Below are 25249 nucleotides of genomic sequence, written 5' to 3'. Positions count from 1 at the left end.
CCTGGCTCCGCCCTTTTCATTTGGCCTGTTCAGACCAACCCCGTTTCAACCTATGAGCGACCCAACCATGAAACAGACACCCTGGTGGCAAAGCGCCGTGATTTACCAGATCTACCCCAAGAGCTTTCAGGACAGCGGTGCTCGCGGCACCGGTGATCTCAAGGGGATCATGGCCCGCCTCGACTACCTCAAGACCCTCGGCGTCGACGCCCTCTGGCTGACCCCGGTCTACGTCTCCCCTCAGGTGGACAACGGCTACGACATCGCCGACTACCTGAATATTGATCCCGCCTACGGCACCATGGCCGACTTCGAGGCGCTCTTGGCCGCCGCCCATGCACGCGACATCCGCATCGTGATGGACATCGTCGTGAACCACACCTCCACCGAGCACGCCTGGTTCAAGTCGGCGCAGGGGGACAAGAACAGCCCCTACCGCGACTACTACATCTGGAAGGATCCGGTGGAGGGGGGCGTGCCCAACAACTGGCAATCCAAGTTTGGCGGCAGCGCCTGGGAGCTGGATAGCGCTACCGGCCAGTACTACCTGCACCTCTTCGCCCGCGAGCAGGCGGATCTCAACTGGGAGAACCCGGCGGTGCGTGCCGAGGTGAAAAACATCATCCACTTCTGGGCGAAGAAGGGGGTGGACGGTTTCCGCCTCGATGTCATCAACCTCATCTCCAAGGATCAGCGCTTCCCGAACGATGACAGTGGCGATGGCCGCCGCTTCTACACCGACGGGCCGCGCATCCACGAATTTTTGCAGGACGTGAGTCGCGACGTGTTCGCCCCGGTGGGCGCCATGACGGTGGGGGAGATGTCCTCCACCAGCCTGGAGCACTGCCAGCGCTATGGCGCGCTGGATGGCTCCGAGCTCTCCATGGTGTTCAACTTCCACCACCTCAAGGTGGATTACCCCAATGGCGACAAGTGGACCAAGGCGCCGTTCGATTTCCTCGAGCTCAAGCGCATCTTCAACCACTGGCAGAGCGGCATGCACGGCAAGGGGTGGTCGGCGCTGTTCTGGTGCAACCACGATCAGCCGCGCATCGTCTCCCGCTTCGGCGACGAGGGCGAGCACAGGGTCGTGGCCGCCAAGATGCTGGCCAGCACCCTGCACGGGTTGCAGGGCACCCCCTACATCTATCAGGGGGAGGAGATCGGCATGACCAACCCCGGCTATCAGCACATCGACGACTATCAGGATGTGGAGAGCCGCAACATCTTCGCCATCAAGCAGGCCGAAGGGATGAGCGAGGTCGAGATCCTCGCCATTCTCGGCGCCAAGTCCCGGGACAACTCGCGCACCCCGATGCAGTGGAGTGCGGTCCCCAATGCGGGCTTCACCGCCGGCACCCCCTGGCTCAAGCCCGCCGCCAACTACCCGGCGATCAACGCCGAGGCGGCCCTGGCCGACCAGAACTCGGTATTCTGGCACTACCGGGATCTGATCCGGCTGCGCAAGGCCCATCCCATCTTCACCCAGGGGGATTATCAGGAGCTGCTGGCCGGACACGACCGCATCTGGGCCTATGCCCGACGCGCCGACGGCCAGACTCTGGTGGTAGTGAGCAACTTCTACGGTGAGCCGGTGAACTTCGCCCTGCCCGCCGAGCTGGCCAATGGCGAGGGCCGCCTGCTGCTTGGTAACTACCCTGACGGTCTGGCACAGCCGGGATCCTGCACACTGCGCCCTTATGAATCCCTGATCTGGCTGATGGAGCAATGATGACTGACGCAACGACAGCGACACGGCCAGCCGTGCGCGGCCCCGAGTGGCAGAAGATGGTGGCGGGGGAGCCCTATGATGCGGGGGACGCCGAGCTGAAGGCGGCGCGGGAGCGCTGCCGCCACCTCTACCACAGTTTCAACACCCAGTGGCAGGAGAAGCCGGCGCAGGATGCCCTGCTCCATGAGCTGCTCGGCGGGCGCGGCGCCCAGTGCGCCATCAACCCGCCATTCTATTGCGACTATGGCGCCAACATCTTCGTGGGGGAGAATTTCTACGCCAACGTGGGCTGCACCATCCTCGACGTGTGCGAGGTACACATCGGTGACAACGTGCTGCTGGCGCCGGGAGTGCAGATCTACACCGCCGCCCACCCGGTGGCGGTAGCGCCACGCATCAGGGGGGTGGAGTTCGGGGCGCCGGTGCGCATCGGCAACAACGTCTGGATCGGCGGCAGCGTCGTCATCTGCCCCGGCGTCACCATAGGGGACAACAGCGTGATCGGGGCGGGATCCGTGGTCACCCGGGATATTCCGCCCGGGGTGGTCGCCGTCGGCAATCCCTGCCGCGTCTTGCGCCCCATGACGGCGGAGGAGCTGGCGACAGGCTGACTCTCAGGGCAGGCATCACGCCTGCCCTCTTTTCAGGTACCATGCCCCCGGACTACACCTGGCTGCGGCTGTTCTTTCTCACACCGGCAACAGGGCACCACAGCGTTTGTGCTGCCCCATGACCACCAGGGTCTTGAAGCTGCGCACCTGCTCCCTGGCGTGCAGCACGCGCCGGGTGAACTGCTCGTAACTCTGCATGTCCCGGGCGGCCACCTGCAGTACGAAGTCCTGCTCGCCCGTGACATACCAGAGGTCCATCACCTCGGGCTCCCCTTTCAGGCAGGCGATCATCTCGTCGACGATCCGGCCGTGATCCCGCTCCAGAGTCACCAGCACCAGCATGGTGATGGGCCAGCCCATGGTCGCCGGCGCCACCAGTGCCACCTCCCGCTCGATCAGCCCCGCCTCGCGCAGGGTGCGAAGGCGGCGGTAGCAGGCCGGTGCGGAGAGGCCGACCCTGTGGGCCAGCTCGGGAATGGGCAGACGGGCATCCTGCTGCAACTCGGCGAGGATGAGCAGGTCGAACTTGTCGGTCATGGGGCTCAGGAGATAAAGATTATCGCGTAGGGGCAGTATTAGACCGAAATTACGGCGAGCTCCAGATATATTTTCTTACCTCCCCCTTACCCAGGTTTGTACCCATGTCGCCGAATCCCCCCGCCCTCTCCTCTCTGCTGGCTGTGCTGCTCGCCATGCTGTCGATCACCCTCGGCGCCTCCCTGGCCAAGACGCTGTTTCCCCTGCTCGGGGCCGCAGGTACCACCCTGTTCCGGCTGGGGTGTGCCGCCCTTCTCCTGTCGATGGTGTTTCGCATCTGGCGCGCCCCCCTCGACCGGCGCACCCTGCTTGGCGCCCTCCCCTACGGCCTCTCGCTGGGAGCCATGAACCTGCTCTTCTATCTGGCCATCGAGCGCATCCCCCTCGGCGTGGCACTGGCCATCGAGTTCACCGGCCCGCTGACGGTGGCGCTGCTCTCCTCCCGCCACCGGGAAGACTTCCTCTGGCTCGGGCTGGCCATCGTCGGCTTGCTACTGCTCTTGCCCCTGCAGGCCGCCGAGCAGGCCATCGATCCGCTGGGGGCCGCACTGGCCCTGGGCGCCGGCGTGTTCTGGGGGCTCTACATGCTGACCGGCAAGCGGGCCGGGGCCCTGCTGGGGGCACAGGCGCCGGCCCTTGGCATGTGGGTCGGCACCCTGCTGGTGCTCCCCTTCGGCCTCGCCGGGGCGAGCGAGGCCTCCTTCACCCTGCCCGTGATCCTGGCCATCGCGGGGGTGGGGTTGCTCTCGAGCGCCCTTCCCTATTCGCTGGAGATGTTTGCCCTGCGCCGGTTGCCGCTCAAGAGCTACGGCATTCTCACCAGCGGCGAACCCGCCATGGGGGCCCTGATGGGATTGATGCTGCTGGGAGAGCGGCTGCCCCCCGCCCAGTGGCTCGGGATCGCCGCCATCATCGCCGCCTCCATGGGCACCACCTGGCATGCGGGACGAAGACGGCCCGACCCAGCCTGACCTGGCCTGATCCAAAAAAATGGGGCCGGTGATGACCGGCCCCGGGGGAGACGCGCAAGCGTCAGGACGAATAGCCGTAGCAGCGCTTGAGCTCGCCGAAGTCATAGAAGAAGCTGCCAGCCTGGACCGGGGCACACCCGGCCTTGAAGGTGAGCTCCTGCTCGTTGTAGAGCATCTTCACCAGCACCCGGCCGGCCTCGTTGCGGTAGACATCCCACTGGATGTTGGCCGCATAGGGTGAGACCCAGCCGCCACGCCACTCGTTGTTCTCCTGGCTCATCAGCACGCCGGGCTGGGCGCTCTGGCGGCTCCCTTCCAGCTGCATCAGGGCCGCCAGCGGGATCAGGGTCTCCGCATGGGCGAAGCGCAGCTTGGCCACGTGCTCGCCGGCCCCCTCCACCACCTGGGTCTGCACCTCATTGAACAGGCCGTCCAGCAGGGGCTGGGCCACGGCGTAGGTGGCACTCTGGCTGGCAAGGCTCGGCCCCTTCTCGTAGAAGTCCTCGGCATCGGAGAGATAGGAGAACCAAGCCGACTCCTCCGGGGTAATGAACTGCTCCAGATCCCAGGGCGCCCCTTGCGCCTGCGCCTCGCGCACCATGCCCGGACCTATGATGAAGAGGTTGTAGAGCATGAGGGCGGCGTCCACCTCGTCGCGCACATAGGTCTTGCCGCCATCTTCCGGGTTCACCGCCACATACTCGACGCCGCCGGCCAGCTCGTCGACAAAGGCCTTGCTGTAGAGGCGCTCGAGCATCTCGCGGGCCATCACCCGGGTCTTGGGCAGAGCCTTGAGCGCCTCGAGGGCCTCGGTCAGCTCGGGGGCGGGAGCCACCCCGTTGTCTTCGTCCCCGATGAAGGCCTGATAGTCCTGGAAGGTGGGCAGGTACTGGGCGTATTGCCCTTCCGGCTCCGTCTTGTGGAAGTAGAGCTCGAACTTGTTGCGCAGCCCCTTGTCGATCTCGGAAGGGTTCTCCTGACTCACGTAGCAGTCGGCGCTGTCGGTCACCAGCGAGACCCGCTTGGCCAGGCTCTGCATGAAGAAGTAGGCGCTCTCGTTTGCGCGATCCTTGCCCGAGGTCTCGACCTTGAGGCAGAGCGGGCTCGCGCCCCCGGTCAGCAGGGTGGGCAACCGCTCGGCGAGCCGGGTCGCGAGGTTGGCGTGCTCCTCCTTGCCGAGCGCGCTCAGCAGGCCATAGCCCAGGGCCTGGTTGGCGGCGGTGACGGCATCCACCTTGGCGCCGAGCGCCTGGCCCAGCTCGGTCAAGGCCCCCTGCCTCGCGGCCTCCGCCCACACCAGCTTGGTCAGCACGTCGTACTTGGGGCTCGACAGCGAGCGTGAGCCGTGGCGGGCCACCAGCTCGGTGAAGACGGGGGTGAAGCCGGCAGGAGCGGCCTCATAGCTGCTCGCATCCTGGCGAGCGGCATAGACGGCCTTGGTGCTGTATTGATAGTCACCGACGGCGGGCGACGAGGAGTCGTTTTCCGAATTGCAGCCGCTCAGCAGGGTGGCCGCCACGCAGGCGGCGAGGGTAGAGACGCGAAACATAGTCATCCTTGAACCAGTTTGAAAATGAAGCCGCACAGTACGCACTTCATATGACAATCCGGTGTCAGGCCAAGGTGCGACGCCGACATCCTGCCGGACAGGGCAGCTCGCTCCCCGCCATTCCTCCCGCCAAGCATCATTCATTTTTTTTGAACATATAGGCCAGTTTATCTCGCTAACAATGATGAGTGAGGCTGCTTATTATTCACCCATCGCTTGAGCAGGAGCGCCAAGCCGCAACATAGCTGGTCATTCATGGTGATGGCACCACAGAACCGGGTGCCTGATGTCAGTGAAAGAACAACACACGATTTGAATGACCTCTTGCATGGATGCATTGATATGGGTCTGACCGGCCCTGCCAATGACATAAAAACCAAGAGAGTGAATGAACATGAAAAACGTAATCAAGATGCTGGCCGTCGCAGGCCTGATGAGTGTTGGTGTTGCCCAGGCGGCCGTTCCCGCCGACTTCAACGCAGCCCCTGGCGTGTTGTTCGTCAACTGGCACGCCGGCGCCGCAGTGGCTGGCAAGAGCAACCCCCAGCTGGAGGTGCGTGACGAGTCCGGTGACCTGGTGGCCTCGGTCCATGCCAGCCTGATGGGTACCCAGCAGGTGCACATTCCGAGCCGCGCCCAGGGCAACCTGACCGTCAGCCTCGGGGATCAGAGCAGCGACTATCGCCTGCCGTTCAGCATCGGCAGCGGCAAGGCGCGCTGATCACGACAATCCATTTCTCCCTGCCAGACACGACAAGGGCGCCATGATGGCGCCCTTGTCGTCCTTGACGATCGGCTGGAGCCCTACTGAGTGAACACAGGACCGAAGCCGGATCCCCACAGAATGGCCGTGGCAGCCAGTACGCAGACCAGCAGCACCAGACCGACCGTCACCACGGAGCTGGCATAGATGAATCCCTGCTCCTTGGAGATGTGCATCAGGATGGGCACCCCCACGTAGAGCAGGTAGACGGAGTAGGTCAGCCCGATGAGGCCGATGATCATGACGAACCAGAGGTGCGGGAAGAAGGCGGACAAGCCGACCATGAAGAGCGGCGTAGAGGTGTAGGCCGCGAGCTCGAGCGAGGTTGTGTAGCTGGGATCCGAACCGAAGGTGTGACCCATCCAGTGCACCAGATAGGAGAGCGCGAGGACGCCGATGATGAGCGTCACGTACATGGCGATCGACAGCATGAGTGCGCTGTTGGCGGTCAGGGTGATGGGATCACCGACGCCTATGCTCCAGCCGATGTGTACGGCGGAGTAGTAGGCGCAGATGGGAGGGATCAGGGCCACGATCAGGATATGGGACAGACTGTTTCTGAAACTGTCGTGTCGCTCGTCTATGGTATGCCATTCGGTGTGAGGATGGGCATACAATCCCCATAAGTGATTCAATATCATAGCGTTATTCCTTCTCTGCTGTGATGGTGTGCTGATCGATACCGTGCTCGCTCCCCTGTCTGTTTTTTTGTCATGTCGCGCGCGGTGCGCCATCGTTCGCCACGGCGAGCGATGACTTTAAATAAAGTCGCTCCAGTGCCGCTGCGTCAAGGAAGGCAGCCCCGCCGGCGGGCAGGGCTGATGGAGGCTGGCTGTCGGGAGACGGTGGCCTGTCGCCCGCTTCGTCGTCAGTACTGCTTGGTTTTCGAGGCAAAACCCGCGAGGAAGAGGCCGGTCAGGAACATGCCGCAGAACGCCTCTATGGCCGACAACAGCTGGAGGGGGGAGGAGGTCTGGGAGATGTCGCCGTATCCCAGGGTCACGAAGGTCACAATGCTGAAATAGAGGGAACGCCCCAGATGGCCGTGGGTGGCGGACTCCGGCGTCACGAAATAGGTCAGGGTCGCCAGCAGGATGACCCCCATCGACATCAGCAGGCTGCGGATGGGCCGCTCACCGAATCCCCAGGTGATGAAGCTGATGAACTTGCCGGCACACCTGAGGTAACACAGCAGGGAGAGCCACCCCTTGCTCAGCAGGCCGCTGCGCAGCCAGCGCTCCCTGAACAGCTCCCGCGGACTGGCCAGGGCTTTCATCTCGTGCAGCTTCTCCTGGTAGTAGCACTCCCCGGCATCGACGGTGTCCCCCACGCTGGAGAAGAGGCGCTTGGCGTTGCGATAGAGCTTGCTCGCCTCGTTGTGATCGATCCGGCCATTCTCGTTGTAGGCCACCTGCACCTTGTCCAGGTTGGTGTGCTCCATGGTGGCATCGAAGTTCTTGGCGCGGACGTTGAAGTTCTTCAGCACGGCCCGGGAGGAGTGAAAGCGGATCTCCTCGCACTCTATGGTGAAGTCCTGAAACACCCCGTCCTCCAGCGCCAGCTCCCGCTTCTTGGCCCAGGCCCTGTGGTCCCAGAGCAGGGAATCGAACAGATCCAGTCCGATGACCCCGCCATTGACCCTCACCCCCTTGGCCGAGCAGTGCCAGAGATAGACCTTGGAGTTGTTGACGGCCCCGTCGAGAGAGAGCTCGTCGAGGCAGGTGAAGTCCAGCAGCCGACCGGAGATGATGGGGCTCTTGAGCGCCACGCCACCGATGTTGAGCAGGCTATGCCGGCCCAGCACCTGGGCCTCCCCCTTGTTGTTCTCGGAGACGGAGAGCAGGCTCTGCACCCGTTTCACCTCGTCCTTGCCATACTTGCCGGCCAGCCACATGCAGTAGGGTTCGAAGCGGCTCTCCGAGCGGATCAGGCCGCTCTTGCGCAGGGACTCCAGGGCGCCCGAGGCGGTCTCGTACAGGCGGATCTTGTCGTCGCTCATGTAGACGCACAGGCTCAGCACGCAGCGGGAGCTGATGAAACGGGCGATCCCTATCTGGAAGATCACGCTCTTCTCTATCTTCTGCTCCGCCATCCAGTCGCCGAAATGGGGCAGCGACGTCACCAGCAGATCCCAGATGAGGGGATAGTCGTTCTCCCGTCGCCATGCGTTGAATTGCTCGGGGGAAAGCTGCCACAGCTCGGTTGCGTTCATGGATTACCTCGGTCATGGATGTGCACCGCCAGAAAGACCCTTTCGAGAACGGCGGCTGGACGCAAGCTTACGGGAAAACGGGCGGGGCACGCCAGGGGATGCGACGATAAGTGACTGATGGGGAAGGTATAAATAAGCCAGCCCCCCCCCTGTTCTGCATCGGGGTAAGGGGACTTTCCCGGCGAACAGGCAAGAAAAAAGCCCAGCATTGCTGCTGGGCTTTTGAATTGGCTCCTCCGACTGGACTCGAACCAGTGACATACGGATTAACAGTCCGCCGTTCTACCGACTGAACTACGGAGGAACAATTTGGTGCCCAGAGACGGAATCGAACCGCCGACACGGGGATTTTCAATCCCCTGCTCTACCGACTGAGCTATCTGGGCAAATGGTGCCGGCTACCGGAATCGAACTGGTGACCTACTGATTACAAGTCAGTTGCTCTACCTACTGAGCTAAGCCGGCACACTTTAAACCATTGTGCATGAACAAATTTTCATTTCATGGCACCAAAATGTGGTGCCCAGAGACGGAATCGAACCGCCGACACGGGGATTTTCAATCCCCTGCTCTACCGACTGAGCTATCTGGGCGTGGGCGCTATTAAACGGATTTTAAGGCAGGTGGTCAACGGGAAATTTCACTTTTCGTCTCGTTCGTCTCTTTTTTGCGCAGCACCACCCATTTTCATCACTTCTACGGGAGACTCCCCTCCCCGGCGGCGCCAGAGGCGGGACTCCTCCCCCTTGAGCAGGCGGGTAATGTTCTCGTGGTGGCGGACGAGAATGAGGCAGGAGAGCAGGGAGACCGGCAGGGTATATTCCGGTTTGAGCAGATAGGTGAAGAGGGGCGTCAGCAGCACGGTAATGATGGAGGCCAGGGAAGAGTAGCCGCTCACCATTAGTACCAGCAGCCAGGTGGCAATCACGGCTCCCCCCATGGCAAAGCCGATGGGCAGCATGGTGCCAAGCGCCGTGGCGACCCCCTTGCCGCCCCGGAAGTGGAAGAAGATGGGGTACATGTGGCCCAGGCAGGCGGCGACGCCGATGAAACCGAGATAGACGGGTTTGATATCCAGATACCAGGCGAGATAGACGGGCGCCATGCCCTTGAGCATGTCGCTCAGCAGGACGATCAGCGCTGCCATCCGGCCCCCGAGGCGCAGCACATTGGTCGCCCCCGGGTTGTGGGAGCCGTGGTCGCGGGGATCCGGCAGCCCGGTGATGCGGGAAACCAGCACGGCACTGGACAGCGAGCCGCCCAGATAGGCCAGAATAATCATCAAAATCGTCAGGGCCGTCATCTTGGTCGTTTTTACCACGATATGAATGGGGTATGATGCGGGCCACATTCTCTGGTCTGGGCTTGCCCGAACGCGTGTCGCCCAAACCGGCCGCCGGCGGCAATCAGCTTGCCAGGCCTGCATCCCTGCGCTGTTTTCACAGCCCATCAAGAGTAAAGAAGAAGTACTGTCATGGACAAGGTGTTTATTCGCGGACTCGAGGTTTTGACCACCATAGGGGTTTATGAGTGGGAGAAGGGCATTCGCCAGAAGCTCTGCTTCGATCTCGAGATGGGGTTTGACAACCGCCCCGCCGCCGCAACCGACGATATCAACCTGGCGCTGGATTACGCCACCCTCTCCCGCAAGATCTGTGATCACGCCCAGAGCAAGGTCGTGGAGCTGGTCGAAACCATGGCCGAACAGGTCGCCGCCCTGGTGCTGGACGACGATCGCGTGCAGTGGGTCAAGGTGACCCTGACCAAGCCGGGCGCCGTGCCCAATGCCGCCGGCGTCGGGGTCGAAATCCTGCGCCATCGCACTCCTGCCGCGAGCGCCAGCTGATGACCACCATCTACATCAGCCTGGGATCCAACATCGAGCGGGAGCGCCACATCCGCGCCGGCCTCGATGCCCTGCACGCCGAGTTCGGGCCCCTTGCCGTCTCCCGGGTGTTCGAGAGCGAGGCGGTGGGCTTCAACGGCCGCCCCTTCTACAACCTGGTGGTCGCCGCCCGCACCAATATGCCCCTGGCCAGCGTCTGCCAGCGGCTGCGTGCCATGGAGTTCGCCAACGGCCGCGAGCCGGACGCCAAGAAGTTCGCGCCGCGCACCCTGGACCTCGACCTGCTGCTCTACGGCAACCTGGTGTGCGAGGAGCCGGTGGCGCTGCCCCGCGGCGAGATCCTCACCAACGCCTTCGTGCTCTGGCCGCTGGCGGAGCTGGCCCCCGAGCAGTGCCACCCCGTCGACGGCCGCCCCTTCGGCGAGCTGTGGCGGGCCTATGACAAGGCCTCCCAGCGCCTGAACCCCATACCCTTCCACTGGGAAGCGTGCGAACTGCAGCATCACTGATCACCAAGGGCACCTCGCGGTGCCCTTGTTGCTGATGGACTGCGCTGATGACGGATAAGAAACGGTGATTGGGCCTGTGTCTGAACGACTGGCAGCATGGCCGTCTGCACAGGAGAACCCCATGCCCCTCGACGCCATTCACGCCTTCAACTGCCAGCTGCTGACCGGGCTGCCCCATCAGCGCTACGAACACGAACCCATCCTGGATTACGCCACCGACGAGCGGGTCAAGGCCCGTTTCGGCTGGCAGGCGGAGTTCAGCAAGACCCTGTTTCTCAAGTTCAAGGATGATCGCTTCGCCCTGCTGCTGACCCACAGGGATGGGCGGCTCGACAGCAAGGCGGTCAGGGCCGTTCTCGGCGCCAAGCCCTCCATCTGCAGCGCCGAGGAGATGCAGGCGCAGATCGGCTGCCTGCCGGGGGCCGTCTGCCCCTTCCTGCCGAGGGCCGATGTGCCACTGCTGGTCGACTCGCAGCTGCTGGCCCACCACGCCTTCACCTGGACCCCGGGCCATCCGGAGTTGACCTTCCTGCTGGCCACCGAGCATCTGGCGGGCGTGCTCGCCCGCCTCCCCTGCCAGGTCAGCTTTCTGCCCTCCCCCGCGATATGACGTGCGCCCCGATTGTCGGGGCGCGGCCATCACCCCTTGCGTTCCTCCCTGGCCAGCTGGGCGAAGATCAGGGCGGCCAGCATGGACATCAGCCCGATGCACAGATAGGTGAGGTGGAAACCGTCGAGCCAGCGCCCGCTCTCCTGCACCGACTGTCCGGCGGAGAAGAGCCCCAGCAGGCTGGCAGCGATGGCCACCCCCAGGCTCATGGAGAGCTGCATCACCACCGACAGCAGGCCGTTGCCGCTGCTGGCATGCTCGGCACTCAAATCCTGCAACGTGAGCGTGTTCATGGCGGAGAACTGCAGGGAGTTGATGGCGCCGAACACCGCCAGCCACCCCAGCAGCACGCCGTGAGGCACCTGGTTGTCGATGAAATAGAAGCTGGCGATCATGGCCCCGAGCGCCAGGGTGTTGCCGATCAGGATGCGGCGATAACCAATGCGCGGGATCAGCTTGTTTACCAGCGTCTTGGTCAGCATGGCCCCGAGCACTGTGGGGATCATGGTCATCCCCGCCTTGCTCGGCGAGAAGCCGAGCCCCAGCTGCAGGAAGAGCGGGGTCAGGAAGGGCATGGCACCGCTGCCGAGGCGGGCGAACAGGTTGCCCCAGATGCCGATGGCGAAGGTGTTGGTCTTGAACAGCGCCAGGCTGAACAGGGGTTGCGCGGCCGTGGCGGCATAGAGCCAGTAGCTCGCCATGGCGGCCAGCCCGAACAGGAGGGCGAACAGCGCCCAGCCGGTGGAGAGACTGTGCTCCCCCAGCCCCTGCAGGCCGACGGAGACCAGCACCATGCCGATGCTGAACAGCACGAACCCCTGCCAGTCGAAGCGCGCGGTGATCTGCCGCAGTTCGGGCATGAAGTGCCAGCTCGCCACAAAGCCTATCACCCCCACCGGCAGGTTGATGAGAAAGACCCAGTGCCAGCTCGCCACTTCCACCAGCCACCCACCCAGAGCCGGGCCGATGAGGGGGCCGAGCAGACCGGGGATGGTGACGAAAGACATGACCCGCAGCAGCTCGTGCTTGCTGTAGACCCGTAGCACCGCCAGGCGCCCGATGGGCATCAGCAGGGCGCCCCCCACCCCCTGCAGCACTCGGGCAACGACCAGCACCGGCAGGGAGTTGGCGACTGCACAGGCGAGGGATCCCAGGGTAAACAGCAGGATGGCGGCCAGATAGACGCGGCGGGTGCCGAACCTGTCTGCCAGCCAGCCGGAGGCCGGGATGAGCAGGGCCACCGTCAGCATGTAGGCAATGACCACCGACTGCATCTGCAGCGGGCTCTCCCCCAGGGCCTCGGCCATGCTGGGCAGTGCCGTGTTGAGGATGGTGCCATCCAGCGTCTGCATGAAGAAGCCGACCGCGGTCAGCCAGGGCAGCCACTTGCGTTGGGCCGGGGTCACCATCTGTGTGCTGTCGGGCATGGCAGTCACCTCCTCGTCAGATAAGAAAAGACCCGCACGAAGACGGGTCATATCAGCATATCAGGCATCCGGCTGGCCGAGCATGGCCTTGAGCCGCTCCTCAAGGCTGGGCTCAGGGGCCCTCAGGGCGTCGAGGAACAGACGCTCTATCCCTTCCCTGTCCTGGCTCTTCACGATGAACACCAGGCGGGACTGGGCCTTGCCCTCCGGCCACTCCCCCAGGGATTGCAGCGGATAGAGCTGGCCGTGCACGCCGTGGATCACCACGGGCTGGCTCTCCCCCTCCAGCTGCAGTATTCCCTTGAGGCGCAACAGGGCGTCGCCGTACTGTGCCTGCACCGCATCGATCGCCGCCAGCAGGCGGGATGGCTTGAGGGGTTCGCCGATGCGCAGGGAGAAACTCTCGATATTGTTGTGAGCAAAAGAGCCGCCGTGCGCGAAATGGGTCGGCGCGGCCGTGCCCACCTTGGCGGCAAACGGCGCCATCTTCGGCTGCATGGGTGATGCCAGCCCCTGTCTCGGGGACTCGGTACGCAGCCAGGCCAGCAGCTGGCGCACGTCGCGCCCGGCCGCCTCGTTGTAGGCGCCCAGCTTCTCCAGCACGGCGGGCGAGAGCACCCCGTTGCTGACCCGCTCGATGGGGGCTGCCGGGTTGAGGGCAGCCAGCTGGCTCTCGACCCGCGCCTGGGTCTCCTCATCCACCAGGTCCCCCTTGCTCACCACCAGCAGATCCGCGAGCGCCACCTGCTTGACCGCCTCGTACTGGGCAGCCAGTTGCTGCTCGATATGACCCGCGTCCACCACGGTGACGGTGCCATCGAAGCGGTAGCGCTGGGCGATAAAGCCCTCCTCACGCAGGGTGAACAGCACGGGGGCAGGGTCCGCCAGCCCCGTGGTCTCGATAATGAGTCGTTTGAAAGGCTTAATTTTCCGCTGGATAGCCTTCATAAAGAGCCCCTGCAGCGCCTCCACCAGGGAGCCCTGCACCGAGCAGCAGATGCAGCCGGAATCGAGCAGCACCACCTGCTCGTCCACCTGCTGCACCAGGTGGTGATCCAGCCCCACGGAGCCGAACTCGTTGATGAGCACGGCGCACTCGCCGAGCTCGGGCTGCTTGACCCAGTGGTTCAGCAGCGTGGTCTTGCCGCTGCCGAGGAAGCCGGTCAGCAGGGTGACGGGGATGCGGGTGTCTTGCATATCGGTCATGTCAAATCCTTAAAACCTGGCGTGATGAGAGGGCCAAGCACCCTCACTTGTTGGCAAACAGCTCGCCGAGCCAGCGGTTTTCGAAGCGGCCGTGGGGATCGAGCTCTCGCTTCAAGGCCAGGAAGTCGTGCCAGCGCGGCAGCAGGGCCGGGAAGTCGTAGAGATCCATCGCCAGGTGCTTGCCGAAGTGCGGGGTGCCCCCCAGCGGCACCAGCAGCTGTTGCAGCTCGCGCATCTGCTCCATGGAGCCGTTGACGAAGGTGCCGTCCGCCGCCAGATAGACCAGGAAGCCAATCCAGCACACCGACTTGCCATGGGCGGCGCTGAGCCAGGCCTCGGAGGGGCCGGTGCAACGCAGGATAAAGGGGTAGTGCAGCACGCCCGGGTTGGCCTCCTGCCAGGCCTGCAGGATCTCGAGGGCCTCCCCCATGCGCTCGAGGGGCACCGCCACCTCGCAGTTGATCTGGGGCGCCGGGATCCCCTTGCAGAGGATCTGGTAGACGTTGCCCACCAGATCCGAGGCGTCCTTGAAGCGGCGTACCGTCTCGAAGTGCTCCCCCGCCAGCGCCTCGTCCTTGGTGTCCTTCGCCATCTTCTGCAGGGTCGCGTCGATAGTGGCGTTCATGCGGCCGTCGATGTCCCCCTCCAGTTGCAGTGGCTCGCTGCTGGCAGCGCGGTAACGGGCCACCTCCTCCTCGCTGGCGGGATCCACCAGCCAGATGTGGCTCTCCCCGGTCCAGGCAAACCACCAGCTCTTCACGAAGGCATGCTCGCGGTTGAGGCGCTCGTTATGCGCCAGCAGGAAGGGGTAGTCGGTGGTGAACTTGGTGCAGCGCATGATGCGGTTCGGCACGGTGCGCAGGGTGACGTCGAGCAGGATGCCGAGCATCCCCATCCCCATCACGAAGGCCCCGAAGCGCGGATCGGTGCGATCCACCCGGATGATCTCCCCATCGGCCAGCATCACGGTCAGCGCCTCCACCGCGTCGCACAGGGCGGACTGGTGCAGCCCCTGACCATGGGTGCCGGTGCTGAGCGCCCCGCCCAGGGTCTGGATGCCGATGACGCCGGGGGACGCGGGCAGCATGCGATCCATGGCGACAAGATCCGCATAGACGGTGTCCAGCGGCGTGCCCGCCTGATAGGTCACGGTGTCGGCGGTGTGTCCCAGGGGGCCGCGCAGGTGGTGCAGGTCCACCAGCAGCGCCTGACTGCCCTCGGCATAGACGCTGTGGATGGGCTCAAAGGAGAGGCCGGATCCGATGAGGCGCAGCTTGCGCGTCGGGTATTCCCGCAGCAACTGTTGCAGCTCGTCGCGATGTTTCGGGCGCCACACCTGCTCCAGGGCACCGAGGGGATTGGTTCTGGACCAGTTGAACAGCACCTCCCGACTGCCAATCGCCTTGATGCTGTGAAATGCCTGGAACTGAACCGTCATACCGCGCCTCATCTCTATCTGACGTCAAAATGAGCGACGATTCTACCGAAAAGTGGCTGGCAAGGCATGAAAAACAAGCCCCTGCACTTCGCGGGTGATAGCTTCGCCCCGGTGCGGCCTCCTCAGCGCGAGGACTGGGTCAGCGCCAGCAGCAGGCTGAATCCCACCAGCAGCCCACCGAATACCCGATCAATCCAGTGGCGCACCGCCAGGAGCCGGACCCGTACCGCGTCGGTGGAGAAGAAGATCGCCACAGCGCCAAACCAGAGGGCGTGGGCCAGCACGATGAAGGCAGGGGCTGGGCCAGATCCGGCAGACGGCGCAGGCCCTGCGCCAGCAGAGCCGCCCCCAATCGCTGGTACTCTCCTGCGAGCCCACCCTGCTGATGCGCTGGCTGATCCCGCGCTGGCCTGCATTTCAGGCTGCACACCCGGAGCTGGAGGTGCATCTGATGGCGGGCGGTGGCGCCCTCAGCTTTGACAGCGGCATCGATCTCGCCATCCGGCGTAACGACTTCCACTGGCCCGAAGATCTCCACAGCCTGCCGCTGTTCGAGGAGCGAACCGGGCCGGTCTGCCAGCCGGACAAGGTGGCACAGTTCTTCGAGCGCAAAGGGAAGCAGTGGGTCCTGCGGGCGACGGCCCCGCGCCTGCACACCCGGACCCGTCCCGGCGCCTGGCAGGAGTGGCTGCGCAGAGCCGCCCCCATGCAGGCAGACGAGGGGCCGGGGCAGACGTTCGAGCACTTCTACTTCAGCCTGCAGGCGGCGGTGGCCGGCCTTGGCGTCGCCATCGGCCCTTACCGGCAGGTGTGTGACGACATAGAAGCCGGCCTGCTGGTGGCGCCGCTCGGCTTCATTGCGGACGGCACCGGCTATCACCTGCTCGCTCCCACCCGGCCCGAGCCCGGCAGCCCCCACGAGACCCTGGTGAACTGGCTGAACGGCCTGGAGCCCTGAGCCCTGCCCTAGGCTGCGCTGCCGGCAGGTGCCTCCCCAAGGGCCAGCACGCGGCAGAACTCCCGCAGGGGCATGGGGTGGGCAAACAGGTATCCCTGCTGATAGTGGACACCCTTGGCCCTGAGGTAGGCGGCCTGCTGCTCCGTCTCGACCCCTTCGGCCACCAGGGAGAGCCCCAGCCGCCTGCCGAGATCGATGACGTTGTCGACGATGTGCTCCGAGAGGGACTCGGTGCCAATGCGGCGAATGAAGGACTGGTCGATCTTGAGGTAGTCCACGTGGAATTGCTGCAGATAGACCAGGCTGGAGTGGCCCGTGCCGAAGTCGTCCAGGGCCAGTTGCACCCCCATCTCGTCCAGCGCCTTGAACAGCGCCAGGGTGTGGGGATCCGCCGCCAGCAATTCCCGCTCGGTCAGCTCCAGCACCAGGATGATGCGGCCGGGCTCGAAGCGATCGAGGAAGCGTCGGCACTCCCCGATCAGGATATCGTCGCGGCAATGGGCGGCACTGATGTTGAAGCTGATGTGACACCCGCGGGGCAGTGCAGCCTGCTCGTCTGCCAGTTGCCGGCCCACCTCCTCCATGAGGAGAGTGGTCATGGGAACGATCAGGCCGCAGGCCTCTGCCTGGGGGATGAACAGGTCCGGTCGCACCAACCCCATGTCAGGGTGCTGCCAGCGCATCAGCACCTCGGCCCCCACGATGCGTCCACTGCCACTCTCCACCAGGGGTTGCAGATAGGGAACGAACTCCCTCCCCCGCAGGGCCCGTGCCAGCTCGTTCGCCGGCGAGCGGGGCCGCCCCAGCAGCCACCAGATGAGCAGGGCGAAACCGGCGCTGACCCCGGCCAGCAGCAACAACCCGAAGCGGTGCGTCTGCAGCAGACCCTGCCAGTTCGAGGGGCTTCGATACCCCACATAGATGGAGAAGGGGTAGACCCTCGAACTCATCATGACGCCGCCATGGGGAAGCGCCTCGGGGGACCGCATGAATAGATGGCCCCGCTGGTCCAGCCAGCGCTCACCGACCTTGAGCCTGATCTCGAGGGAGGGATCCTTGAGATTCAACATGAAGCTGAGATAGTCCCCGTCGATGACGCTGAGGGCGGCACGGCGCCCCTTGGCGGCACGCACCACCAGGAAGGGGTGATCCTGTCGTATGGGGCTGACGTTGCCGAGTTGCAGCATCCCCTTGACGAAGTGTTCCACCGAATAGGCCATCCGGTATGGGCCGAAGAAGGAGGTGCAATAGATGCTGCCATGGCGGGCCAGATTCACCGAACGCACGAAGGGCACCTCGGCCACCTGCTGTCGCAAGGCCGGCAGCACGGGGGCACACGACTGATCCAGCAGGGGCAATGCCCTGCGATTGGCCTCGTCGGCGTGGCCGAGCATGGTCTCCAGCAGGGTCACGGTATGGGTCGCGGCCCCCTCCGACTCCAGCTGCAGATTGCGCAGGTAATGGCTGTGGAACCCCCAGGTGCCGAGCAGCATGGGCACAGAGAACACCAGCAGGGCGAGGAGCAGACGCAGCCAGGGATGAGCCGTATCGAGCCGCAGTGAATAAGGCATGGGGGATCCGCTAAAAATGGGACGGTCAGTCTAGCGACCGACGCTGAACCCAACCCTAACCGGATAAAAAACCGTCAACCCGGGGTACAGGCCATCCGTCAACCCGGGCTTGGGATAAGGGGCTTCACCTTGGTTATCAGGCGGGACACCGGACTATGCCACGGAGCGCCTGGGCGACAGCCCCTCGCAAAACCGGGGCATCGGCACCGGCTTGCCATAGAGATAGCCCTGCAGATAGTCGACCCCCTTGCCGCGCAGATAGTCGGCCTGTTCCCGGGTCTCGACCCCCTCCGCCACCAGGGCGAGGCCAAGGCGGCTCGCCAGATCGATCACGTTGTCGACGATGTGCCGGGAGAGGGATTCGGTGCCGATCCGACGGATAAATGACTGATCTATCTTGAGATAATCCACATGGAACTGCTGCAGGTAGCGCAGGCTGGAGTGGCCTGTGCCAAAGTCGTCGATGGCCAGCCTGACCCCCATCTGATCCAGCTGCTGGAACAGGGAGATCGTCTGGTGATCCGCCACCAGCAACTCCCGCTCGGTCAGCTCGAGCACCATCACCACCTTGCCGGGCGCAAAGTGATCGAGAAAGGTGCGGCACTCGCTGAGCAGGGAGAAGTCGTGGCAGTGGGCCGCACTGATGTTGAAGCTGATGTGAAAGCCATCCGGCAGCTCCGCCTGCACTCGCCCCAGCTGGTTCGCCACGCTTCTCATCATCTGGCTGGTCATGGGCACGATAAGGCCGGACTCCTCCGCCTGGGGAATGAAGAGATCGGGGCGGATCACCCCCTCGGTGGCATGGTGCCAGCGCATCAGCACCTCTCCTCCCACCATGCTGCCGTCATCGCTGGCGACCAGCGGTTGCAGGTAGGGGACGAACTCCCTGGCGCGCAGGGCCCGTTTCAGCTCGTCATTGGGGGAGCCCGGACGCCCCAGCACCCACCACACCAGCCAGGCGAGCAGCGAGGAGGTCACCGCCAGTGACAACAAGGCCAACCGACGCTCTTCCCAGAGTGACTGCCAGTAGTGCGGCATGCTGTAGCCGGCGTAGATGGTGAAGGGATAGCGTTTGGAAGAGATCTCGAGGCTGGTGCTCCGCTCCAGCCTGGGAACATGGTCCAGGTAGCGGCCAGCCTCATCGATGCTGGCCGACCCCACCTGCAGCAGCAGGACGTCGGGCTTGTCTCCCAGGGAGAGCATGAAACCGAGCAGGGAGCTGTCGACGGCGCTGAGGACGGCATCCCTGCCCTGCTCGGTACGCACCACCAGCAGGGGGTGGTTCTGCCTAACCTTGTTGCCGCGCATCAGCAGCAACTTGCGGTCGAGATAGCGGGAGCCATCGTCGGCCTCCCTGACTGCCCCGAACAACGAGGTACAACGGATCACCCCGTCACTGACCAGGTTGACCGAGCGCAGGAAGGGCTCCAACGCCACTTTCTTGCGCAAGAGCAGCAAATTGCGTTCACAGGGGGCCGCCACAAACGGCAGCATTTCCCGGTTGACCTGTTCCGCACGATCCAGCACCTCTTCCATCAAGGTCATCGCCTTGTGCGCAGAAGCTCTAGAATCGGCTTTAAGATCATAGAGATAGTTGCTGTGAACGATCCAGCCACCGACCAGCAGAGGGAGCAAGAACGCCAGCAGCGTGCTGCCGATGCGCAACCTGGTACGGGAAAGATCCAACCGGAAAAGAAACATAAAAAAACCACGCCACAAGCAGCCAGGCCCGCCCAGGCAGGCGCTGCACCAGACCCGGAGTCGGGTTACACCGGCAACGATGACTCATCGCGACCATTCATAACCGAATAACATAACGCAACACGCTTATAAAACGAATCAAACATACTGTGGCCAGATCACACTTATGCCATCCCTCCACAGCAAGAGACCCGTATAGAAACGAATAATGCCGCGTCGGGACGCGGCATTAGGGTTTGTTTCCTGAACGGCCTCAGGTGGGATCCGGTTATACCGCCTGTTGCAGGATCACCGCATCAGCCTTCTTGGTGTAGGAGGCGATCTCGTTGAAGTTGAGGTAGCGATAGGTATCGGCGGCAGTGGCATCCAGCGACTTGGCATACTGCAGGTACTCGGCCACGGTCGGGATCTTGCCGAGGATGGCAGCAACCGCAGCCAGTTCGGCAGAAGCCAGATAGACGTTGGCACCCTTGCCCAGACGGTTCGGGAAGTTGCGAGTGGAGGTGGAGACCACGGAGGCCCCTTCTGCCACGCGCGCCTGGTTACCCATGCACAGGGAGCAGCCCGGGATCTCGATGCGGGCACCGACCCGGCCGAAGATGCCGTAGTAGCCCTCTTCGGTCAGCTGATCCTTGTCCATCTTGGTCGGCGGCGCGATCCACATGCGGGTCGGCAGCTCGCCCTGGTACTTCTCGAGCAGTTTGCCGGCGGCACGGAAGTGGCCGATGTTGGTCATGCAGGAACCGATGAACACCTCGTCGATCTGATCGCCGGCTACCGTGCTCAGCAGACGGGCGTCGTCCGGATCGTTCGGCGCGCACAGGATCGGCTCCTTGATGGTGGCCAGATCGATCTCGATGATTTCGGCGTACTCGGCATCCTTGTCCGCTTCCATCAGCACCGGGTTCGCCAGCCACTCTTCCATCCCCTTGATGCGGCGGGTGATGGTGCGCACGTCGCCGTAGCCTTCGGAGAGCATCCACTTCAGCATGACGATGTTGGACTTCAGATACTCGATGATCGGCTCTTTATCCAGCTTGATGGTGCAACCGGCGGCGGAACGCTCGGCGCTGGCGTCGGCCAGCTCGAACGCCTGCTCCACCTTCAGGGTCGGCAGACCTTCGATCTCGAGGATGCGGCCGGAGAAGATGTTCTTCTTGCCCGCTTTCTCGACGGTCAGCAGCCCTTTCTGGATGGCGGCGTAGGGGATGGCGTGGACCAGGTCACGCAAGGTGATGCCCGGCTGCAGCTCGCCCTTGAAGCGCACCAGCACGGATTCCGGCATGTCCAGCGGCATGACGCCGGTGGCGGCGGCGAAGGCCACCAGGCCAGAGCCCGCCGGGAAGGAGATGCCGATGGGGAAACGGGTGTGGGAGTCACCACCGGTACCCACGGTATCCGGCAGCAGCATGCGGTTCAGCCAGGAGTGGATGACGCCGTCACCCGGGCGCAGGGAGACACCGCCGCGGTTCATGATGAAGTCCGGCAGGGTGTGGTGGGTCTGCACGTCGATGGGCTTGGGATAGGCCGCGGTGTGGCAGAAGGACTGCATGGTCAGATCGGCGGAGAAGCCGAGGCAGGCCAGATCTTTCAGTTCGTCGCGGGTCATCGGGCCCGTGGTGTCCTGGGAGCCGACCGTGGTCATCTTGGGTTCGCAATAGGTGCCCGGGCGGATGCCCTTCACGCCGCACGCCTTGCCCACCATCTTCTGGGCCAGGGTGAAGCCCTTGCCGGTGTCGGCGACAGGCTGCGGACGACGGAACACGGTGGAGAACGGCAGACCCAGCGCTTCGCGGGCCTTGTCGGTCAGGCCACGGCCGATGATCAGCGGAATACGGCCACCAGCGCGCACTTCGTCGATCAGCACCTCGGTTTTCAGTTCGAACCGGGCCAGCACCTCGTCGGTGCCGTGGCGAGTGATCTTGCCCTCATAGGGGAAGATGTCGATGACGTCGCCCATCGCAAGTGCAGAGACGTCTACCTCGATGGGCAGGGCGCCGGCATCTTCCATGGTGTTGAAGAAGATGGGGGCGATCTTGCCGCCCAGACAGACGCCGCCGGCGCGCTTGTTCGGCACGAACGGAATGTCGTCGCCCATGAACCAGAGCACGGAGTTGGTGGCGGACTTGCGGGAGGAGCCGGTACCGACCACGTCACCGACGTAAGCCAGCGGGAAGCCCTGCTCTTTCAGCGCGTCTATGGTCTTGATGGGGCCGATGACGCCGTCCTTGTCCGGAGTGATGCCGGGACGGGCGTTCTTCAGCATCGCCAGGGCGTGCAGCGGAATGTCGGGGCGGGACCAGGCGTCCGGCGCCGGCGACAGATCGTCGGTGTTGGTTTCGCCGGTCACCTTGAAGACGGTGACGGTGATCTTCTCGGCCAGGGCCGGGCGGGAGAGGAACCACTCGGCGTCGGCCCAGGATTGCAGCACCTGCTTGGCATGGGCATTGCCCGCCTTGGCCTTCTCTTCCACGTCGTGGAAGGAGTCGAACATCAGCAGGGTGTGGGAGAGGCCCTTGGCAGCAAGAGGGGCCAGCTGGGCATCGTCCAGCAGATCGATCAGCGGCTGGATGTTGTAGCCACCCTGCATGGTACCGAGCAGCTCGACGGCTTCGGCGGCAGTCAGGATGGGGGAATGGGCCTCGCCCTTGGCGATGGCGGTCAGGAAGCCGGCTTTCACATAGGCCGCTTCATCAACACCCGGGGGAATGCGGGAGGACAACAGTTCTTTCAGAAAGTCCTGTTCGCCGGCGGGCGGATTCTTGATCAGCTCAACCAGGGCAGCGACCTGCTCTGCGTCCAGAGGTTTGGCGACCACGCCTTCGGCGGCACGTTCTGCGACGTGTTTACGGTATGTTTCAAGCACGACTAATTCCTCTTTGGTCTTTTTTTGGGGGTTCGCCCAAGCTCGCGGCGATCGTCCTTGCGGGACACCCGTAGGGTGCCCCCCACTATATAAGTTTTAACGACTAATTAAAATCCAAAGCCTGTGCAGTTATTCATCAAACCAGCATAACCATATAAACCAATTAGGTTTTTTTAGAGTGACAAGCCACCCACCCAAGGTGAGTTAACAAAAAGGCAGCATTTCTCCCTTATTGGAACGTAGTGCCCAATTGCAGATAGAACATGTCATGTCCCCCCTCCGCCATGCCATAGCCGAGGAAGATGGGGCCGAGGAAGCTCTCCACCCCCAGATAGACGGATCCCGAGGTGTAGGAGGACTCCAGGCTGATGTCCCTCCCCTTGTCCCAGACGCCGCCCTGCTCCAGGGAGCCCCCGAGGAACAGGGGCGCCTTGATGGCCCCGAAGTCGTTGTCCGCCACCCGGTAGATGTAGCGCAGACCGCTGAACAGGCTGTAACGACCGCTCAGCTGGTAGTGCTGGAAACCGGACATGCGGAACAGCCCGCCGAGATCCTGCACGAACAGCGGTACCGACTCCTCCGACGTGGAGCCCCCGCCTTCCAGCATCAGGTTGAGGCTGTGCCGGCCCCAGGACCAGGGCTTGATCATCGCCAGGTGGTAGTTCACCCCCTCGGTCTGCTCGGACGCACCATGGGACGGATCCAGCTCGATGCTGGAATAACCGCCCTTGATGTCCCAATAGGCCCCCTGATAGGGGAAGTAACGGCTGTCCAGGGTGTCGTGCTCGAAACGCACATAGGGGCCCCAGGCCGAGGCGTCGGCGTCGGTATTGGAGATGTTCTGGATCTCCACGTTGCCAACCTTGCCTTCCAGTCCGAGGGAGAACCGGCTCCAGGGCTGGCGGTTCCAGCCGACGGCGAGATCCAGGCTGGTGAAGCTGTACTCGGAGTCCAGATAGCTCACCCCGGACGATCGGGTCTGCTCTTCCGGGAAGAAAACGCGGCGCTGGGTCTTGTCATAGGCCAGGCTCGCCTCGCCAAACAAGGTCTGGGAAGGCTCCAGCGGTGTGTAGAAGTCGGTCTTGAGGTGCTTGGCCGTGCCGAGCGACGCCTCGGTCAGCCACTCCGCCCCCCAGTCGTTGACGTTGGTGAGGGTGTAGGACATGCCGACGTTGTAGTTGGAGCTGCTCTCGAAATCGTCGGAGAAACCGAGCTGGAAGTTGAGATAGCCCGGCCCCCAGTTCTTCTCGCTGGCATCCACCACCAGCACGTTTTCGCCGCCCCGCTCCTCCACCTCGTAGGTAATGCGATCGAACGACTCCAGGGCGTAGAGGCGGCGGATCCCCGCCTCCAGGCTCTCGTAGGTCTGCACCTTGTCCGGGCGCACCTTCAGCATGGCCCGCACCGTCTCGTCGGAGAGGCGGGACTTGTTGATGATCTCCACCTTGTCGATGTAGTAGGCGGGCTGGCCGCTGCGTTCGGCACGGCGGCTCAGCTTGCCGTTACGGTAATCGGAATAGGCGTCGGGAGAGAGGGAAAGTGCATCAAGCTGGACAGCCGCGCGGTTGGCCACCTGTTCCCCTATCTTTATCCCCTCCGGCATCAGGGCGAAGTCGGCGATGCCCATGTTGCCGAACTCGGGCGTCAGCAGAATGTCGTCAGGCCCCATCAGGGCCTTCTGCTTCTCGGTACCGACCTGGGTCATGTAGGTCGTGAGCTGGTCTATCATGGCGAGCCCGGATTTGAGGGACTCGCGGGTGCGCAGCCTGGCCCCGATGTCCACCGCGATCACCACGTCGGCCCCCATGGCCTTGGCCACGTCCACCGGCATGTTGTTGACCGTGCCGCCGTCGGACAGGATCCGCCCCTCCCAGTCTACCGGCTTGAGCGCCCCCGGGATGGACATGGAGGCCTGCATCGCCTTGGCGAGGCTGCCGTGATCCAGCACGAAGGGGGTGACCGTCTCCATGTCGGTCGCCACCGCCCGATAGGGAATGGGCAGATCGTCGAAGCTCTTCTGGGACGGCAGGTTGGAGGTCGCGTGACGCAGCAGGCTGGCCATGGACTGGCCCTGGAAGAAGCCGTCAGGCAGCTGGGTGGAGTCGCCGTTGACCCCGATGTCGGTGCGCAGCTGATATTTCTCGCTCTGCTGCTTCTTGCGCAGGGAGAGCTCGTCCCGACCGACCTTGTCCTGATACCCCTTGTTCCAGTCGATGGCCAGGGTGGTGCGCTCCACCTCCTCGGCACTGAGCCCCATGGCATACATGCCCGCCACGTAGGAGCCCATGCTGGTCCCGACGATGATGTCCACCGGAATGCGCTTCGCCTCCAGCACCTTGAGCACGCCGATATGGGCCGAGCCCTTGGCGCCGCCCCCGCTCAGCACCAGGGCAATCCTGGGCCTCTCCACCTTGGCTGCGGGCGTGGCGGGTCTGGCATCGCCCTCCTGGGCCGCTGCCATCAGGGGCAGGGCTGCCAGCAGGAGCATTAACAGGTGAGTCCATCCCCGATGAAAGATGCGCATATGAGTGTCCATTGATCCGGTGCGAGTCGAGTGGCCAGTCTACCGGCCGAGTGCTGCCTACTATAAGTGGATGCACTGTAACCGCAACCCGGGGTGCTGGCGAGATGTGGCAGGCGAGGTGGCTATCCCACCGGCAAAGATGCGCGCCAATAAATCCCCGCCCGGATGTGAGCGCAAACGTTAATCGACAATAAACGCCTCCCCCGCTCAAGAAAGCG

General features: G+C 63.6%; 19 protein-coding genes, 4 tRNA genes and 2 pseudogenes. 8 read left to right on the top strand and 17 right to left on the bottom strand.

What is annotated here, in order from left to right:
• The first annotated feature begins 67 nt into the window (after positions 1 to 67).
• Both treC and I6L45_RS08960 read left to right on the top strand, forming a co-directional pair.
• The gene (treC, locus tag I6L45_RS08965) at positions 68 to 1732 is read left to right on the top strand and encodes an alpha,alpha-phosphotrehalase (protein ID WP_216984001.1); all 1665 of its coding nucleotides are present in this window, start codon (positions 68 to 70) and stop codon (positions 1730 to 1732) included.
• Entirely contained in the window at positions 1732 to 2343 is a 612-nt protein-coding gene (locus I6L45_RS08960; protein WP_216984000.1) for a sugar O-acetyltransferase, read from the top strand. The genes treC and I6L45_RS08960 overlap by 1 nt, the downstream gene beginning before the upstream one ends.
• A gap of 78 nt (positions 2344 to 2421) precedes the next feature.
• Here I6L45_RS08960 and I6L45_RS08955 read toward each other — a convergent pair whose 3' ends face one another.
• Positions 2422 to 2880 carry an Lrp/AsnC family transcriptional regulator gene (locus tag I6L45_RS08955; protein ID WP_134694798.1) on the bottom strand — a complete coding sequence of 153 codons (459 nt, stop codon included), beginning with the start codon at positions 2878 to 2880 and terminating at the stop codon, positions 2422 to 2424.
• Between the two features lie 104 nt (positions 2881 to 2984).
• Here I6L45_RS08955 and I6L45_RS08950 point away from each other — a divergent pair, with 104 nt between their 5' ends.
• Entirely contained in the window at positions 2985 to 3851 is an 867-nt protein-coding gene (locus I6L45_RS08950; protein WP_216983999.1) for a DMT family transporter, read from the top strand.
• Between the two features lie 61 nt (positions 3852 to 3912).
• Here I6L45_RS08950 and I6L45_RS08945 read toward each other — a convergent pair whose 3' ends face one another.
• A complete protein-coding gene (locus I6L45_RS08945) occupies positions 3913 to 5406 on the bottom strand; it encodes a histidine phosphatase family protein (RefSeq protein WP_216983998.1) in 1494 nt (497 codons plus the stop codon).
• Between the two features lie 382 nt (positions 5407 to 5788).
• On the opposite strand from I6L45_RS08945, the gene I6L45_RS08940 reads away from it, so the two are divergent.
• Positions 5789 to 6121 (top strand): hypothetical protein, encoded by a 333-nt coding sequence (locus tag I6L45_RS08940; protein ID WP_216983997.1) that lies wholly within the window; start codon positions 5789 to 5791, stop codon positions 6119 to 6121.
• Between the two features lie 83 nt (positions 6122 to 6204).
• Here the strand turns inward: I6L45_RS08940 and I6L45_RS08935 are convergent, their stop codons facing one another.
• The 7 genes from I6L45_RS08935 to plsY form a co-directional block, all read right to left on the bottom strand.
• Positions 6205 to 6804, bottom strand: a complete 600-nt coding sequence (locus I6L45_RS08935) for a Yip1 family protein (protein WP_134694794.1) — start codon at positions 6802 to 6804, stop codon at positions 6205 to 6207.
• A gap of 227 nt (positions 6805 to 7031) precedes the next feature.
• A complete protein-coding gene (locus tag I6L45_RS08930; protein WP_216983996.1) occupies positions 7032 to 8375 on the bottom strand; it encodes a potassium channel family protein in 1344 nt (447 codons plus the stop codon).
• Between the two features lie 228 nt (positions 8376 to 8603).
• A tRNA-Asn gene (locus I6L45_RS08925) sits at positions 8604 to 8679 on the bottom strand.
• Between the two features lie 6 nt (positions 8680 to 8685).
• Positions 8686 to 8761, bottom strand: a tRNA-Phe gene (locus I6L45_RS08920).
• 3 nt (positions 8762 to 8764) lie between these two features.
• Positions 8765 to 8840: transfer RNA gene (locus tag I6L45_RS08915), tRNA-Thr, on the bottom strand.
• 52 nt (positions 8841 to 8892) lie between these two features.
• Positions 8893 to 8968: transfer RNA gene (locus I6L45_RS08910), tRNA-Phe, on the bottom strand.
• 47 nt (positions 8969 to 9015) lie between these two features.
• Positions 9016 to 9678: a glycerol-3-phosphate 1-O-acyltransferase PlsY gene (plsY, locus tag I6L45_RS08905; protein ID WP_216983995.1), complete on the bottom strand. Its 663-nt coding sequence runs from the start codon at positions 9676 to 9678 to the stop codon at positions 9016 to 9018.
• A 171-nt stretch (positions 9679 to 9849) separates the two neighbouring features.
• Between plsY and folB the strand changes: the two genes are divergently transcribed.
• The 3 genes from folB (at position 9850) to I6L45_RS08890 (ending at position 11340) form a co-directional block, all read left to right on the top strand.
• Positions 9850 to 10221: a dihydroneopterin aldolase gene (gene folB, locus I6L45_RS08900; protein ID WP_043762875.1), complete on the top strand. Its 372-nt coding sequence runs from the start codon at positions 9850 to 9852 to the stop codon at positions 10219 to 10221.
• Complete coding sequence (gene folK, locus I6L45_RS08895) at positions 10221 to 10730, top strand: 2-amino-4-hydroxy-6-hydroxymethyldihydropteridine diphosphokinase (RefSeq protein ID WP_216983994.1); 510 nt, start codon at positions 10221 to 10223, stop codon at positions 10728 to 10730. Before folB ends, folK begins: the two co-directional genes overlap by 1 nt.
• Before the next feature lie 121 nt (positions 10731 to 10851).
• Positions 10852 to 11340: a YbaK/EbsC family protein gene (locus tag I6L45_RS08890; RefSeq protein ID WP_216983993.1), complete on the top strand. Its 489-nt coding sequence runs from the start codon at positions 10852 to 10854 to the stop codon at positions 11338 to 11340.
• Between the two features lie 29 nt (positions 11341 to 11369).
• On the opposite strand, the gene mdtD is transcribed toward I6L45_RS08890, so the two are convergent.
• From mdtD to I6L45_RS08870, 4 genes and pseudogenes are all read right to left on the bottom strand, one after another.
• Positions 11370 to 12767, bottom strand: a complete 1398-nt coding sequence (gene mdtD / locus I6L45_RS08885; RefSeq protein WP_216983992.1) for a multidrug transporter subunit MdtD — start codon at positions 12765 to 12767, stop codon at positions 11370 to 11372.
• A gap of 60 nt (positions 12768 to 12827) precedes the next feature.
• The gene (locus I6L45_RS08880; RefSeq protein ID WP_216983991.1) at positions 12828 to 13973 is read right to left on the bottom strand and encodes a GTP-binding protein; all 1146 of its coding nucleotides are present in this window, start codon (positions 13971 to 13973) and stop codon (positions 12828 to 12830) included.
• Between the two features lie 43 nt (positions 13974 to 14016).
• Positions 14017 to 15411, bottom strand: a complete 1395-nt coding sequence (locus I6L45_RS08875; protein ID WP_216983990.1) for a D-arabinono-1,4-lactone oxidase — start codon at positions 15409 to 15411, stop codon at positions 14017 to 14019.
• A 122-nt stretch (positions 15412 to 15533) separates the two neighbouring features.
• Positions 15534 to 15704: pseudogene (locus I6L45_RS08870) on the bottom strand (LysE family translocator); the annotation flags it as partial.
• Between I6L45_RS08870 and I6L45_RS08865 the strand changes: the two are divergent.
• Positions 15701 to 16369: pseudogene (locus I6L45_RS08865) on the top strand (LysR substrate-binding domain-containing protein); the annotation flags it as partial. The pseudogenes I6L45_RS08870 and I6L45_RS08865 overlap by 4 nt on opposite strands.
• Before the next feature lie 8 nt (positions 16370 to 16377).
• On the opposite strand, the gene I6L45_RS08860 reads toward I6L45_RS08865, so the two are convergent.
• From I6L45_RS08860 to I6L45_RS08845, 4 genes are all read right to left on the bottom strand, one after another.
• Positions 16378 to 17940 (bottom strand): cyclic diguanylate phosphodiesterase, encoded by a 1563-nt coding sequence (locus I6L45_RS08860; RefSeq protein WP_216983989.1) that lies wholly within the window; start codon positions 17938 to 17940, stop codon positions 16378 to 16380.
• A 153-nt stretch (positions 17941 to 18093) separates the two neighbouring features.
• Positions 18094 to 19641, bottom strand: a complete 1548-nt coding sequence (locus tag I6L45_RS08855; protein WP_216983988.1) for a cyclic diguanylate phosphodiesterase — start codon at positions 19639 to 19641, stop codon at positions 18094 to 18096.
• A gap of 268 nt (positions 19642 to 19909) precedes the next feature.
• A complete protein-coding gene (gene acnB, locus I6L45_RS08850; protein WP_210547731.1) occupies positions 19910 to 22507 on the bottom strand; it encodes a bifunctional aconitate hydratase 2/2-methylisocitrate dehydratase in 2598 nt (865 codons plus the stop codon).
• A gap of 229 nt (positions 22508 to 22736) precedes the next feature.
• Positions 22737 to 25031, bottom strand: a complete 2295-nt coding sequence (locus I6L45_RS08845; RefSeq protein WP_216983987.1) for a patatin-like phospholipase family protein — start codon at positions 25029 to 25031, stop codon at positions 22737 to 22739.
• Positions 25032 to 25249 lie beyond the last annotated feature (218 nt).

The sequence above is a fragment of the Aeromonas sp. FDAARGOS 1415 genome, from assembly GCF_019048365.1.
GTDB lineage: Bacteria > Pseudomonadota > Gammaproteobacteria > Enterobacterales > Aeromonadaceae > Aeromonas > Aeromonas taiwanensis.
Note: the sequence above shows the minus strand (reverse complement) of the source record. Positions and strands in the feature narration are given on the sequence as shown.